Annotated in this window: 12 protein-coding genes; all 12 read right to left on the reverse strand. The window is 55.9% G+C overall.

From position 1 onward, the window contains the following. Positions 1–137: 137 nt before the first annotated feature. The 12 genes from QP503_RS05380 to ruvC all read right to left on the reverse strand — a co-directional run bounded on the left by QP503_RS05380 (position 138) and on the right by ruvC (position 15,265). The gene (locus QP503_RS05380; protein ID WP_219810929.1) at positions 138–2,399 is read right to left on the reverse strand and encodes a DEAD/DEAH box helicase; all 2,262 of its coding nucleotides are present in this window, start codon (positions 2,397–2,399) and stop codon (positions 138–140) included. A gap of 239 nt (positions 2,400–2,638) precedes the next feature. Continuing rightward, positions 2,639–3,991, reverse strand: coding sequence for a histidine--tRNA ligase (gene hisS, locus QP503_RS05385; protein ID WP_006681097.1), 1,353 nt, complete (start codon positions 3,989–3,991; stop codon positions 2,639–2,641). 161 nt (positions 3,992–4,152) lie between these two features. Beyond that, complete coding sequence (locus tag QP503_RS05390; protein ID WP_103632583.1) at positions 4,153–4,869, reverse strand: MBL fold metallo-hydrolase; 717 nt, start codon at positions 4,867–4,869, stop codon at positions 4,153–4,155. Between the two features lie 3 nt (positions 4,870–4,872). Continuing rightward, positions 4,873–6,210, reverse strand: coding sequence for a DUF349 domain-containing protein (locus QP503_RS05395; RefSeq protein WP_103632582.1), 1,338 nt, complete (start codon positions 6,208–6,210; stop codon positions 4,873–4,875). A 196-nt stretch (positions 6,211–6,406) separates the two neighbouring features. Continuing rightward, the gene (locus tag QP503_RS05400) at positions 6,407–8,698 is read right to left on the reverse strand and encodes a RelA/SpoT family protein (protein ID WP_006681100.1); all 2,292 of its coding nucleotides are present in this window, start codon (positions 8,696–8,698) and stop codon (positions 6,407–6,409) included. A 66-nt stretch (positions 8,699–8,764) separates the two neighbouring features. Continuing rightward, positions 8,765–9,310 (reverse strand): adenine phosphoribosyltransferase, encoded by a 546-nt coding sequence (locus QP503_RS05405; RefSeq protein ID WP_103632581.1) that lies wholly within the window; start codon positions 9,308–9,310, stop codon positions 8,765–8,767. Continuing rightward, on the reverse strand, positions 9,307–10,395 hold the full coding sequence (secF, locus tag QP503_RS05410; protein WP_103632580.1) for a protein translocase subunit SecF: 1,089 nt from the start codon (positions 10,393–10,395) through the stop codon (positions 9,307–9,309). The genes QP503_RS05405 and secF overlap by 4 nt, the downstream gene beginning before the upstream one ends. Next, entirely contained in the window at positions 10,392–12,395 is a 2,004-nt protein-coding gene (gene secD, locus QP503_RS05415) for a protein translocase subunit SecD (RefSeq protein ID WP_285101386.1), read from the reverse strand. The genes secF and secD overlap by 4 nt, the downstream gene beginning before the upstream one ends. Before the next feature lie 33 nt (positions 12,396–12,428). Next, entirely contained in the window at positions 12,429–12,803 is a 375-nt protein-coding gene (yajC, locus tag QP503_RS05420; RefSeq protein WP_285101388.1) for a preprotein translocase subunit YajC, read from the reverse strand. A gap of 139 nt (positions 12,804–12,942) precedes the next feature. Further along, entirely contained in the window at positions 12,943–13,953 is a 1,011-nt protein-coding gene (ruvB, locus tag QP503_RS05425; protein ID WP_131367652.1) for a Holliday junction branch migration DNA helicase RuvB, read from the reverse strand. Positions 13,954–13,978: 25 nt separating this feature from the next. Beyond that, positions 13,979–14,578 carry a Holliday junction branch migration protein RuvA gene (ruvA, locus tag QP503_RS05430; protein WP_285084241.1) on the reverse strand — a complete coding sequence of 200 codons (600 nt, stop codon included), beginning with the start codon at positions 14,576–14,578 and terminating at the stop codon, positions 13,979–13,981. 57 nt (positions 14,579–14,635) lie between these two features. Further along, positions 14,636–15,265, reverse strand: coding sequence for a crossover junction endodeoxyribonuclease RuvC (ruvC, locus tag QP503_RS05435; protein WP_006681107.1), 630 nt, complete (start codon positions 15,263–15,265; stop codon positions 14,636–14,638). Positions 15,266–15,268 lie beyond the last annotated feature (3 nt).

Raw genomic sequence — 15,268 nt, forward strand, 5'->3', positions numbered from 1 at the left:
TTGACGAGGCTCATCACGAGCCCGTAGGCAGATACACCAAAGGGATGGCAGATGATTTCATCCGCCATCCCTTTGCGTTTAAGCGCTTCGTTCTGGGCCTCGTCAACCCCCTGTGTCAGATCGCGCCACCGCTACATTCAGCGTGAGTGACGGTGAGAACCAAAGGACCTCGTGCCCTTTGAACCTGACTTGCCACCGCGGTCGAAACGATCGGAGGACTTGCCACGGCCACTCGCGCGAAAACGATCAGAAGAGCCGGAACGCTTCGCGGCACGTAGCGATGAGCGACGGTCGGACGACTCGTGGTGCGCATGATGATCAAAGCGGTCGTTGCGGTCCTTGTGCGCACGACGTGGCTTGTCATCGCGTTCGTAACGACGCGCATATTCACGTTCGCCACGGTCGCGTTCGGGGCGTCCCGAACGATCGAACTTCTTAGCCTTGTCGAAGCTACGTTCGCGGTCAGAGCGGTGCCCGCCCTTACCGGGGCCCTGGTCCACGCGAATGCGTAGCGGACGGCCCTGAACGTAGCCCTTGCCGATGCGGCGCAACTGATCGTCGGTCAGGTCGCCGGAGATTTCGACCAGCGAGAAGGTCGGGAAGATTTCAATATTGCCAATGTCGCGGCCGTCAACGCCACCTTCACCAGCAATCGCTCCGACAATCGAACCGGGCTTCACGCGGTCTTTCTTGCCAACCTCAACGCGGTATCGGGTACCGACACCAAAGGATGCCTTGCGACCACGACCGCGTTGGTGGCCTGGCTTCAGCGGACGATCCTTATCACGACCGCCCTCGAATGAAGCACCAACGAATTCTCCGGACTCGTCGATTTCTTCTTCGTTACGGATCTTGCCCTTGCCACGGCGATCCTTTTCAACGCGCAAAGCCGGACCCTCGTCACCAACAGCGTTCGCCATGAGCGCGGCAGCGATGTCCATAATGTCGGTTTCAGACGTTTCTTGAACCTCGGTCAGCAGGTTCTTGTACATTTCAAGACGACCGCGTTCGATGCGAGCGTTGAGACCTTCGAGCATGCGACGCGAACGGAACTCAGAGACTGCTGCGGGCGACGGAATCTGGATCTCTTCCATCGGCGTGCCGGTCAGCTTCTCGATGCGACGCAGGCGACCGTGTTCACGTGGAGTAAAGAAAGTAAGCGAGCGACCTTCGCGACCGGCGCGACCGGTACGACCGATGCGGTGCACGTAGGCTTCCGGTTCACGGGGAACATCGAAGTTCACGACGAGGGAGATGCGCTCAACGTCGAGGCCACGGGCCGCAACGTCGGTTGCGATCAGCACGTCGAGCGTGCCGGCACGCAGACGTGCAACCATGCGTTCACGCTCAGTCTGCGCGACGTCACCGGAGATACCGGCTGCGCGGAAACCTCGTGCTGACATTTCGAGGGAAACCTCTTCAACGTCGGCGCGGGTACGCACGAACACAATCGCAGCATCGGCGTCTTCCTGGCCGGCAGCGATGTGCTGGGCACGCGTCGCGAGCACGCGAGACAATGCGCCGATCTTGTGCTTGAACGGCACGACAGCGTAGGTCTGGTGGATCGTGTCAACAGTCGAAGATTCTTCCGAGACAGCGATCTTCACGGGGTTATTCAGGTGAGTGTTCGCAATGCGTTCAATCGCCTGGGGCATCGTGGCGGAAAACAGTGCGGTCAGGCGGTCTTTAGGCACGGACGAGGTAATCGTTTCGACGTCTTCAGCGAAGCCCATGCGCAGCATTTCGTCGGCCTCGTCGAGGACGAGCATGCGCACGCCGGACAGATCTAGCGCACCTTTTTCAATAAGGTCGATGACACGCCCAGGGGTGCCGACGACAACCTGCGCCCCCTTCTTCAGAGCGTTGATCTGCGGGCCATAGGGTGAACCACCGTAGACGGAAACAACATCAAGGCCACGTGTACGGGCTGCGAAATCCTCAATGGCCTGCGCGGACTGCATGGCAAGTTCGCGGGTTGGAGCAAGCACGAGGGACTGGACGAGCTTCTCATCGGCATCCACGATCGCGAGCATAGGCAGACCGAAAGCGGCGGTCTTACCGGTACCGGTCTGGGCAATACCGACAACGTCATTCAATTCGAGCAGGGACGGGATCGCCTTTTCCTGAATTGGAGTCGGTGTCACAAACCCCATCTGGGTGACAGCATCGAGGATCTCATTGGGAAGACCAAGGTCAGCAAAGGTGATGGAAGGCTCTTCTTCGTCGTCTTCACGTTCGCCACCATCTTCGGCGTTCTCGAGTTCATCATCGACGAGGCCGGATTCTAAGTCCAGGGTGTCGTTTTCTTCGGCCGGAAGCTCTTCAACGGCGCCAGTCGTTTCGGCAGGTTCGTTCAATTCGTCGAAGGTGTTGAGGTTCATTTCCTGTTTTTCAGGCACAGTATTCCTATCGGATTGTGTGTTTCATTCGAGGCTGATTTCTATCAAGCCGGGCCACTGTGGGGCCTTCGGCGCAACCTCATCCCACAACATCCACCGCTTAGCGGTGCCCATCACTTTCATTCAAGGCGCGCCTCATCGCTCAAACAAGCCTACGTTGCTCCTTCACGAAACGATGCTTTGGGGGCGGTGAGATCACTCACCGCCCCCAAAGCATCAGCTACGACCCGTTTCGACAATCACGCTCCGACCGAGATGACACGCGGCTTCAAGTCCTGAGCAGACGGAGTCCACGTCGAAGCGTCAGCTTCGATTTGTTCTCCACTTCGAATGTCTTTGACCGTGTCGGCTTCACCTTCCATTCCCGGGAACCAGACGAATGGGATACCTCGTTTATCAGCGAACTTAATCTGCTTGCCGAACTTGGCCGCGCTCGGTGCAACATCGGTGCTAATTCCACGGCTACGCAACTGCATTGCGATATCTTCCGAGCGAGCGCGATCTGTCTCGTCGATGACAGCAACAACGACCGCGGCAGGAACCTTTCGGGTAGCTTGAACCATCGGTGCTGAAATCATGCGGGAAACCAGACGCGAGACGCCAATCGAGAGACCAACGCCCGGGTAGGTGCGTTTCCCATCCTTTGCCAGCGAATCGTAACGCCCACCGGAGCAAATGGAGCCGAGGTCCTCGTGGCCTTCAATCACCGATTCGTAAACGGAGCCGGTGTAGTAATCCAGGCCGCGCGCGATCTTCAGATCAGCGATGACAGCGCCGGGCATACGACGATGAGCTTCCTCGAGGAGCGCACACAGCTGATTCAAGCCTTCGGCAAGAAGCTCGCCTTCGCAACCGAGTCCAGCAATTCTAGAACGGATCTCATCGGGATCATTGCTACGGATCTGGGCCATCTTGAGAAGCTTCTCGGCCTGCTCGCCATTGATATTCGAGCATGCGAGTTCTGCGGTAACGCCCTCGGGACCAATCTTGTCCAGTTTGTCGAGGCCACGCAATGCAGCCTCAACGTCGGTAACACCGAGAGATTCGCACACGCCCTGAACGACCTTGCGGTTGTTCACGAGCACGTGCACTGTCGGGATCGGAAGCGTTGCAAGAGCTTCGGCCATCACAAGAGGAAGATCGACCTCGAAGTGGAAGGGAAGATCACCGTTGCCAACAACATCGATGTCAGCTTGAGTGAACTCACGGAAACGTCCTTCCTGCGGGCGCTCACCACGCCAGACCTTCTGGATCTGGTAGCGCTTGAATGGGAAATCAAGCTCGTTCGCATTCTCGATGACGTACCGAGCAAAAGGAACCGTCAGGTCAAAGTGCAGACCCATCTTGCGTTCCTTAGACGAATGACGACCAGCTTCGGCATCCTTCATCGCTTGCAGGCGGTCAAGGACATAAACCTCTTTCGAGGTCTCCCCCTTTGCCTCAAGCTGCTCAAGCGTTTCAACCGCACGAGTCTCAATCCCAGAGAAACCATGCAACTCAAAGACCTGACGAATATGGTCAAGAACATATTGTTCGATGATTCGACCTTCAGGGAGCCATTCGGGGAAACCGGAAAGAGATGTACGTGCCATGGCTCTATTGTTCCACGCCTAGGCGTATTGCCTAAAACGGGCAACGATATTCGGGCTCTGATCCCCGTTAAGGTCGAGCCCTGCAGACATTAAAAAACCGCTAGCCGAAAAACACGGTGGCCTTGGGAATCCCCAAGGCCACCGTTAGTTCTTGATAGGTATCAGCCGAGTGTGCGAGCCCGCCTCAAATACGGATTTGTCTCAATCTCATGCGACAAAACCGTCGTTGGACCGTGCCCCGGGATCAAGAGGGTTGCAGGATCCAAAGCATGTGAAATAGTGCGTAGCGAATGGCGCATCTGAGTCTCATCGCCACCGGCAAGATCCGTACGACCGACCGAACCAGCAAAAAGCACATCAGCAGATAGAGCCCATGGAACCGGGGTTGAAGACGAGAAGACAGTCTGTCCCTTCATCTCAACCTCAATATCACAGTGACCGATAAACACGGCAGAACCTTCAGAGTGACCTGGAGCTGGAACCATCTTCATCCAGATACCGGGAAGCACCTCAACGCTACCACCCGGAAAATCGCGCAGATCGGTGGGCTTCACCCACGGGCCGATGCTCGGGGGCACGGGCATCGGAATATGCGATGCCGGATCATTCATTCGGTATCGATCAGGAGCCGGGATCCACGTAGGGGCAGGAGTCTCAGGCGCCCACGAGGCAACCTCGGCACAATCCCAGACATGATCAGGATGACCGTGAGTTGCAAGAACAGCTCCGACATGAGCCTGAGACGCGACCAAGACCTCGCGAATCTTATCCTGCACTCCCGCTGACGGATCGACGACCAGCGCCGCCGGCTCGCCATCGGCAACCAGCACCACGCAGTTGGCTGCGTAGTACGGCGTTGGAATAACAGTGATTTTCACTGATCACTCCATAGAGGCGCGAATCTGAGCAAGCCAGGTGCGCTTTGTCTCCAGAGCCTCAGTAAGGGACTTGACCTTCTTTTCGTCGCCCTTCGCCTTGGCAACGCTAAGATCCGATTCGAGGGACTCAACCTGAGCCTCGAGCTGGCCGAGCATACCCTGAGCACGTGCACGTGTTTCAGGGTTGGTACGACGCCATTCGTTTTCTTCTGCCTCGCGGATTGCAGATTCAACCGCACGCAGACGACCTTCAATGCGATGCAAGTCAGAGGAAGGAACTCGACCAATTTCTTCCCAGCGATCCTGAACCGAACGCAGGGCGGTCTTCGCAGCTTCAAGATCCTCCACAGGCAGGATCTTCTCTGCTTCGTCGGCAAGTGCTTCCTTGGCAGCAAGATTTTCGCGGTACTCAGAATCGGTGGCCTCGTCCTTCGCGCGACGTGCGTCGAAGAAGACCTGCTGTGCCGCACGGAAACGTGCCCACAGAGCATCATCTTCCTTACGGGATGCGCGAGGAGCCGCCTTCCAACGATTCATCAGCTCACGGTATGCACCCGAAGTGGCGCCCCAATCGGTCGAGGTCTGCAAAGCTTCAGCCTCGGCGATAATGGCTTCCTTCACTCGCTTCGCCTCAGACTGTGCCTGATCGAGAGCAGAGAAATACTGGCGACGCTGACGATCAAACTGAGTACGCGCCGAAGAGAAACGCTTCCAGAGCTCATCTTCAACAGCCTTTTCGATGCGCGGTCCCTTGCGCTGCAACGACTTCCATTCGTCGAGCAGATCACGGAGCTTCTGACCAGACTGCTTCCAGTGAATACGCTCAGGAGCCTGAGCGATGATGGCTTCAGCAGCCTCAACGACTGCCCTACGAGCTTTCAAAGCTTCCTCACGAGCAGCTTGGCGTTCAATCTTTGCTACTTCCTTACGCTCTTCAGCGCGCACCTTCACGCTCTCAACACGTTCGCGCAACGCAGCAAGGTTACCCAGAGCATTCGGAGATTCAAGAGCTTCGGTGATCGTCGCAAGAGTCAGATCAATATCCTTGGGAGCCAAGGTTGCAAGGCGATGTTCGAACAGCTTGACGGTTGCCTCAATATCCGCAAAACGACGCTCGTAAAGGGCGAAAGGCTCTGCAGGCACACCTTCGGGGTAGCCACCAATAACACGCTCAGTGCCGTTATCGACAACGTAAACGGTGCCGTTTTCATCGATACGACCGAACTCGTGAGTGAGTGGCGTACTCGACGCGGACACGGGAGTTTCCTTGGCCGGAGCCGAAGGGGTGATGTTCTGCTCGTCAGAAGAGGGAGCAGGCTTGGGGGTCGGCGTCGTTGTCACAATCATTGCCTTTCATGGCGAGGGCGCTATGCGCCGATGCGTGGAAGAGTCTCCACGGAGCGTGGTTCTCAGTGCACCGATGTGGTGCACCCCTGTCAGTCTACGTCCTTGGCCCCCATTTCATAAACTGGCGTTTACGACATGGACGATTACGGCTGTTTTGCCCGATTGTCCCGTCCTTTAACGCGCAGAGATGTCACACGCGAACGGCCTCGAACACCCCGTCGACGCGACGCAGAGCGGAAAGAACCGCATTCAAATGCGCCATATCTGCCAACTCAAACGAGAATCGAGCAAGCGAAACCTGATCGGACGTCGTCTTCGTTGACGCAGACACAATGTTGACGCGATAGTCCGACATCACCTTCGTCAGATCCGACAGCAATCCCGCACGATCCAAAGCCTTGACCTGGATCTGAACACGGAACACCTGTCCGCTGACTCCCCGTGCCCAAGAAACGTCGACAAAGCGCTCAGGTTGCAATTCCTTCAGTCGAACAGCGTTATGGCACGAAGCAATGTGGACGGACACGCCCTGACCGCGAGTAATAAAACCAACAACATCATCGCCCGGAACCGGGGTACAGCACTTTGCCAGCTTCACCCAAATATCTTTGGACTCCATACCGGCAACGGTGATACCCGCATCGGACGAACCCGATTGAGTGCGAATCCGAGTTGCACCCGGAGTCACTCCTTCGGACAGAGTTTCTTCGGTGCCGTCTCCTCCACCCAGATTCTCGACAAGTTTTGACACAACGTTCTGAGGCGAAACCTGGCTCTCACCGACAGCCGCATACAGGCTGGACACATCGGAATAGCCCAACGACGTTGCCACCGACAGGATCGTCTCATGACTCATCAAGCGTTGAAGAGGAAGATTCTGCTTACGCATTGCCTTCGCAAGCGCTTCCTTGCCCTCTTCAATCGCTTCTTCGCGACGTTCTTTAGAGAACCACGATTTAATTTTCGAACGCGCACGCGGAGATGCCACAAAAGCAAGCCAGTCGCGTGACGGACCAGCCTTGTCGGACTTCGAGGTCACAACCTCAACCGTTTCGCCAGACTCAAGCTGAGTATCAAGCGAAACGAGGCGCCCATTCACTTTCGCACCAACCGTATGGTGCCCAACCTCAGTGTGCACCGCATAGGCGAAATCAACAGGTGTGGCATGCGCTGGCAGAACAACAACTTGCCCCTTCGGCGTAAAAACATAAACTTCGTCGCCGGCGATCTCATAGCGCAAAGAATCGAGGAACTCTTCAGGGTCACCCGTTTCACGTTCCATCTCGACAAGGGAGCGAAGCCAGTTGGCTTGTTCATCGTTGCTCATTCGATCTGTATCGACGCCAGTCGCATTCGGATTCTGCTTGTACTTCCAGTGCGCGGCAACACCGTGTTCGGCACGCTCGTGCATTTCAAAAGTACGAATCTGGATTTCGACAGGCTTACCACCGGGTCCAATTACCGTCGTGTGCAACGACTGGTACAGATTGAACTTCGGCATAGCGATATAGTCCTTGAAACGCCCAGGAATCGGATTCCACCGAGCATGCAAAGAACCCAGAACGCCGTAGCAATCCTTCACTGACTCTACGAGGACACGAACGGCCACCAGATCGAAGATCTCATCGAATGCTTTACCACGGACGATCATCTTCTGATAGATCGAATAATGGTTCTTGGGGCGACCAGAGACAGTGCCCTTCGTCCCTGAACGACGAAGATCCTCTTCAATCTGACCAATCACATCTCGCAGATACACATCGCGCTGGGGAGCCCGCTCTGCAACCAAGCGATCGATCTCTTCATAAATCTGAGGGTACAGAGTCTTAAAGGAGAGCTCTTCGAGTTCCCACTTCACCATGTTCATGCCCAGACGATGAGCAAGAGGCGCATAAATCTCAAGCGTTTCTCGCGCCTTGTTCTTCGCTGACGACGGGGGGACGAAACGCCACGTGCGCGCATTATGAAGACGGTCAGCAAGCTTAATGAGAAGAACTCGAATATCGCGGCTCATCGCAACAAGCATCTTGCGCAGTGTTTCAGATTGAGCAAATTCGCCGTAGCGCACCTTGTCCAGCTTCGTCACACCGTCAACGAGCGCCGCAATCGGCTCACCATATTCCGCTGCTAGCTCTTCAACCGTGTAGTCCGTATCTTCAACCGTGTCATGCAGAAGAGCAGCCACCAGTGTCGGGGTAGTCATACCCATTTCAGCAAGAATCGTTGCCACCGCAACTGGGTGAGTAATATACGGCTCACCCGATTTACGAACCTGCCCCCGGTGATGCAATTCGGCCGTGCGATAGGCACGCTCGATCATGCTCACATCGGCTTTCGGATGGTTCGCACGCAGTGCTCGAACCAACGGTTCGATCTCAGGAATCGTCGGGCGCGTGCGTGCGCCAAACCATACGAGGCCGGACCTCACACGAGATCCGGCCACGCCTGGTTTTGAGTGAGCGGAGTTAGCCTGGTCAGTCATGCTCCTATGATACGCACCTGTGACGTGTCAAACATATTTGACCGCAACTAAACGAGGAACCGCAGGTCAGACTACCAATGCTGATTCGGTGACGACATCATGTTCGGCAAGCTTTTCGCGCCCGTCGAAAGCCTCAAGCTCCAGAAGAACAGCAACGGTGCTCACGTGTGCTCCGCACTGACGGAGCAGATCAACCGACGCAGCAGCAGTGCCTCCTGTTGCAAGAACGTCATCGATGACCAGCACACGCGACCCTGGAGTCACCGACTCGGGTCGGATCTCCATGCGAGCGCTACCGTATTCAAGGTCATAGTCGACACCGATAACGTGACCGGGAAGCTTGCCTGCTTTACGGATGGTCAGCATACCGACACCGAGTTCAGCGGCAAGTGGCGCTCCAAGAATGAAGCCACGCGACTCCAGACCTGCAATTGCGTCGACACTCCCCTTATAGCGCTCGGCGAGCATCTCAATGAGCTCTTTAAACGCCGGACCGTTTGCAATCAGCGGAGTGATATCGCGAAACAGAACACCGGGCTCCGGGAAATCTTGAACAAGACCGAGATTCGAGTCAACAAGTTCACCGATATGCGCGCCAAGTTCACCACTCATCGATGCTCTTTCTTCCTCTTCGGCTGGTGAGCATTCGAGAGGCGCTGCCCCGGACGAACAGGAGCAACCTTCACAGTGGAGGCACCCTCGTCACCCTTACCCACAGCCACATGACGCGCACGATCCTTTTCGACCGACTCCGTGTGCGCCTTCGTCTTCTTCAAACGCTCTTGAAGCAGAACAAGAAGCGGGGACGCAATGAAGATCGACGAGTAGGTGCCGGCTATCATACCGACGAACAGCGCCAGCGAAATATCGGTCAGAGTACCAGTACCAAGAAGCAAAGCACCGATAATCAGAATCGAACCGACCGGAAGCAATGCAACAACCGACGTGTTAATCGAACGAACCATGGTCTGGTTGACGGCTAAGTTCACATATTCGGCAAAAGTGAAACGCTTCTGGTCGTAGATGCCCTTCGTCAACTCACGGACCTTGTCGAATACAACGACCGTGTCGTACAGAGAGTAACCAAGAATCGTCAGGAAGCCGATGACCGTTGCAGGCGAAACCTCAACCTGGGTGATAACAAAAACACCAAGCGTGAGGGCAATATCGTGGACAAGTGCCAGCAGAGCGGCCAGCGCCATAGTCCATGACCTGAAGTACAGGGTCATCAAGATCGCGACGAGCAACATGAAGATGACAAGCGACTGAGTAGCCTTCGAAGTCACCGAAGCACCCCAGGACGGGCCGATCGTTGACGACTGAACATCGGCCGGATCAACACCGTACGCGCTGGTCAACGCATCACGAATCGTCGCCGCCTGCTGCGAATCAACAGATTCAGTCTGAATACGAACAGAATCCGTACCAACCTTCGTCACCTTCGCGGTGGAAACAATTCCGGTGCCAGTCACGATATCCGAGGCCTTTTCCTCAGACTGATCGCTGACTCGGGTCACATCAAACTGCGCACCGCCTGTGAACTCAATGGAAGCATTGAGGCCGATGGCTGCTGAAAGAACAAAAGCAACGCCAATCAAGGCTGCAGCAAGACCAACAAAAACCTTGCGCTTAGGGACAACCGGGTAGGACTTATCCCCCGAGTACAGAGCATTACCCCACTGGGCGAACGACATCATTTCGCGTCCCCTTTCTGCTCGGCAGCCTCACCATCGACTGCGCTACCCTCAGCCTTCGTCGCTTCACTATCCGCAGATGCGCGAGCTTCTTCCACTTGCGCTTCAGCTTCAGCTTCAGCAAGACGCTGCGCGCGACGACGCTGAGCAAGGCTCATCCCTTTGCCTTCAGTCACAGGCTGAGCCGTCGCACCCTTGCCCTGCTTTTGCTTCGGCATAACAACACGGCCACGACCGGCGTAAATCAGCGAGTTCTTTGCACCGAGGTGCTCGGGATCAAGACCGGAAAGACGATGTCCCTCGCCGAAGAATTTGGTACGAATCAGCAGTTCCATCATCGGGTGAGTGAACAGGAAGATGACAGCAATATCGATCACGGTTGTCACACCGAGAGTGAACGCGAAGCCCTGCACGCCACCGACTGCCAGCAGGTAGAGGACGATAGCTGCAACCAGGTTCACGGCATCGGAGACGAGGATCGTGCGCTTAGCGCGATCCCAGCCTTCGTCGACTGCGGCAGCAAGCGGGCGACCGTCACGGACCTCGTCACGCACGCGTTCGAAGTAGACGATGAACGAGTCAGCGGTGACGCCGACCGCCATAATCAAGCCTGCAACGCCTGCGAGCGACAAACGATATCCCATCGTCGCCGACAGAAGCGCGATCACGATGTAGGTGAGTGCTGCTGCAACAAATAGCGAACCGGCAGAAATAAGCGCCAGACCACGGTATTGCCAGATCAGGTACAGGATGACCAGCAGGAAGCCGATGGCGCCAGCCAACATGCCCTTCTGCAGGTGATCAGAACCCAGTGTGGCGGAAATACGCTGTTCGGACTCAACTTCAAAGTTCAGAGGAAGCGAACCGAAGCTGAGCTGGTTTGCCAGCGCGGTGGCTGACTTTGCGGTGAAGTTACCGGTGATCTGAGCACGACCATCAGAGATGACAGCATTCATTGAAGGAGCAGTAATCACCGAACCGTCAAGAACAACGGCAAAGTGGTTGCGATCCGGCGAGTCGAAGAAGCTCTTTCCTTCGGCGTCAGAATCCTTGTAGGAGTAGAGCAGTTCGGAAGAATCTGCGAATGCCTTCGTACCTTCAGAATCGAACTGCAGGTCGACACCCCACGCGCCGGTTGCCTGACCGGTCGAGTTGGTGACTTGGCCGGCAGTTGCGTTCGAAAGGTTCGAACCGGCAACCGAAACCGGACCAAGGATGTACTTCAGCTGACCATCGCTATCGCAGGCAGCGTAGGGCTTGTCTGCAGCACCTTCGGTCTGCTGGCGAGCTTCGGAGTTGGTGCAGTCAAGCACGGAGAAGTCGTAGAGAACCTGCTCTGTGATCCATGCAAGATCCGTTCCATTAGCAGGAGTCGAATTCGGCTGGTCTGAGAGAACACCGTCTTGATTCAGATCAGCAACTTTCATCGCGGATTCTTCATCCAGTGCGGTCGACACCTGCTGAACCGACTGAGCATCGTCTGCTGACTGGGCGCCATCAGCCGAGGCCTGTTCTGTCGCTGATTGAGTTTTATCAGCAGACTGAGCTGACTGTGCAGAATCTTTGTCTGAAACCTCGGCGGTTGAGGAGGTCGCAACTTTCTGGGAAGCCAGACCGATACGGAGAACAGGTCGGAAGTTCATCTGCGAGGACGAACGAATCAGGTCGAGAGTTTCCTGTGAAGGCGTACCTGGAATTGAAACAACAATGTTGTCCGAGCCCATCGAAGTGATCTCTGATTCGGCGACACCGGAGGCATCAATACGATTACGAATAATTGAAATCGCCTGCGTGATGTCGTCTTCAGTGATCGCTCGGTCGCCTTCTTCGGTCGACTTCGGAGTCAAGATCAGTTGGGTGCCACCCTGAAGATCGAGGGCGAGCGAGGGAACCAACGAGGTCCCCTTGGTGACGTTGCCAATCACCAGTCCGGCCGCTGCCACCACCATTGCAACAATGAGGGTGACAAGTGAACGCACAGGTCGGCGTTTACGTGTAGACACTTTTAACTACTCCCAGTCCCTAGCTCGGGATACTCAGTTCTTTTCGTCGGTCGATGCATCATCCGTAGCGGGATCATCAAGGCCAAGAATCGGTTCTTGCTGTTCTTCTTCGGCCAGTTCGACAGCGGGCTCATCTGAAGCGAAAGGCGGTTCGTCCCCAACGGAACGGATCATCTGACGATCCCAGTACATCTCTGTACCATCAATCGTCTCGAGTACGACGATGTCGCCGTCCTGATCGACAAAGCGACCCCAGAATCCAACAGCGGTCTTCACCCAAGCACCGGGAACGAGTTTCTCGTTCATATCTCGTTCCATTTGAGCCTGACGCTCAGCCATCTTCTTGCGACCACGGCTTGAGTACCACATCATCGCGATCAGGATGAGCGCAAGTAGGATAAAGGTCATGTTGCCGCCCTGGAGGAAGTTACCCACGGATTGCCTCTTTCTAGTCATGAACGCGCGTAGAGCGCACCCTGGTCAGTCTAATGCGAAGAAGGCTCTCTTAGCGAAAAAGGCGGTCAAATCAGGCGAATAACACTGTGATTCAGCTAAACAGCATAGATTCGGCGGGCGGTGTCAGCCCCAAATGTTGGAAAGCTTTGGGCGTGGCGGCACGTCCTCGGTTGGTTCTGACAAGGAATCCTTCACGAACCAAGTAGGGCTCAGCGACGGTTTCGACCGTCTCTGCTTCTTCACCTACCGTGACCGCAAGAGTGGTCAATCCAACCGGTCCCCCAGCAAAACGCTGACAGACTGCGTCGAGTACTGCTCTGTCAAGACGATCGAGACCGTAGCGATCAACCTCGAACAGGGTGAGTGCGCCCTGGGCAGCTTCAAGATCCAAAGCGCCGCTTCCACGTACTTGGGCATAGTCGACGACGCGACGAAGAAGGCGATTGGCAATACGCGGGGTGCCTCTTGAACGGGAGGCGATTTCGTGAGCCGCCTGAGCGTCCAAGGGGGCGCCAAGAAGGTCAGCGGAACGCGTGACGACTGCTTCAAGTTCGTGTGTCTCGTAGAACTCAAGATGAGCGGTAAAACCGAAACGGTCACGCAGAGGAGCCGGTAGCAGGCCCGTGCGCGTAGTCGCACCGACAACGGTAAAAGGCGGAAGCGTCAGCGGAATCGAGGTTGCGCCGGGCCCCTTACCCACGACAACGTCGACGCGGAAGTCTTCCATTGCCAGATACAGCATTTCTTCTGCGGTGCGAGCAAGACGGTGGATTTCGTCAATAAAAAGAATGTCGCCTTCTTGAAGCCCTGAAAGGATCGCAGCAAGGTCACCCGAATGCTGGATTGCCGGACCGGAGGTCAGGCGGAGCGATGTCCCCATTTCGGCGGCAATAATCATTGCCAAAGTGGTCTTACCCAACCCGGGAGGACCGGCAAGAAGAACATGGTCGGGGCTCACGCCACGGCCACGTGCCGCATCGAGAACAAGCTGAAGCTGTTCACGAACAGTTTCTTGTCCGACGAATTCAGTGAGGCGCTTGGGACGCAGAGCTGCTTCTGCAGCACGTTCAAGCTCACCGGCATCAGGAGCAACAATACGCATTGCCTCTGCGGGAGAATCGAAAGAATCAGCCACGAGAGCCTCCCAACTTCAGCAAAGCGGCACGGAGCAAATCAGACGCCCCCAAGCCCTGTCCACCCAGCGTATCGATTGCCGCTTGTGCCTGGGATTGCTTCCATCCCATCGAAACCAAAGCTGCCACAACATCTTCTTCGACAGCGCCCATGGCGGGTGCGGCTCCGGTTCCCACCTTTCCAAGATGTGCGGGCTGACCGAGTTTCTCCCCTAGCTCCAACACCATGCGTTGCGCTGATTTCTTTCCAACACCGGGGATCTTGCCCAGGGTTGAAAGATCATGATCGCGAACGGCACGACGAAGATCATCGGGGCTAAGAACGCCAAGCGCACCAAGGGCAATACGAGGTCCAATACCGGACACGGTCTGCAAGATGGTGAATACATCACGCTGATCAGCCGTTTCAAAGCCCATGAGTGTCAGGGAATCCTCGCGAACAATAAGCGATGTTGCAACAGTGAGCTCGTCACCGACGCGCACCTGCTGAGCGTATGTGGGCACGACCTTCACATCGAAACCAACGCCGGAGACAACCACGACAATTGAATCCACGCCAACTGAGGCCACTGTTCCACTCAACTGTGCGATCAATTGTTCTCCTGTATTGGATCGATAGCGCCCACACCCAATGCGAACACCTGTTCTATTTTACTTGCGACGCAGTCGCGGATCAACAGCACCTGTCCGGCGTTGCGCAGCTTGAGCTTCCGCCCACGCACGTTGCGCGGGTGTCATCGACCCTTTGGAAGTCAAGCGACCAGAGATAGAAACAGAAACTGACGAATCGTCGCCAACACCCAGCAGACCTGTCCCCCGCCACGCATGACAAATTGCGATTGCAAGCGCATCTGCAGCATCCGCGGGCTTCGGAGGCTTCGACAAGCGAAGAATACGCGACACCATCGCCTGAACCTGCGCTTTATCCGCATTGCCGTTTCCAGAAACAGCAGACTTCACTTCTGACGGGGTATGAACCGCCATCGGCAGACCAGCACGCGCCACGCACGTCATGGCAGCACCCATGACCTGCATCGTCGTCGTCACTGACTGCAAGTTGTCTTGGGCGAAGACTCGCTCAATCGCCACAACTTCAGGCTGATACTGCGCGATCACACTATCAATCGCATCTGCAATCGTCCGAAGCCTAAAATGCGTCGCAATGTCTTTGTTAGAACGAGCAACCCCGACATACACGAGCGTGGCACGCCTTGACTCATCAACGTCAACAACACCCAAACCGCATCGTGTAATGCCGGGGTCAATTCCCATGACTCGCATGGG

It is taken from the genome of Pauljensenia sp. UMB0895 (assembly GCF_030218905.1).
GTDB lineage: Bacteria > Actinomycetota > Actinomycetes > Actinomycetales > Actinomycetaceae > Pauljensenia > Pauljensenia turicensis_A.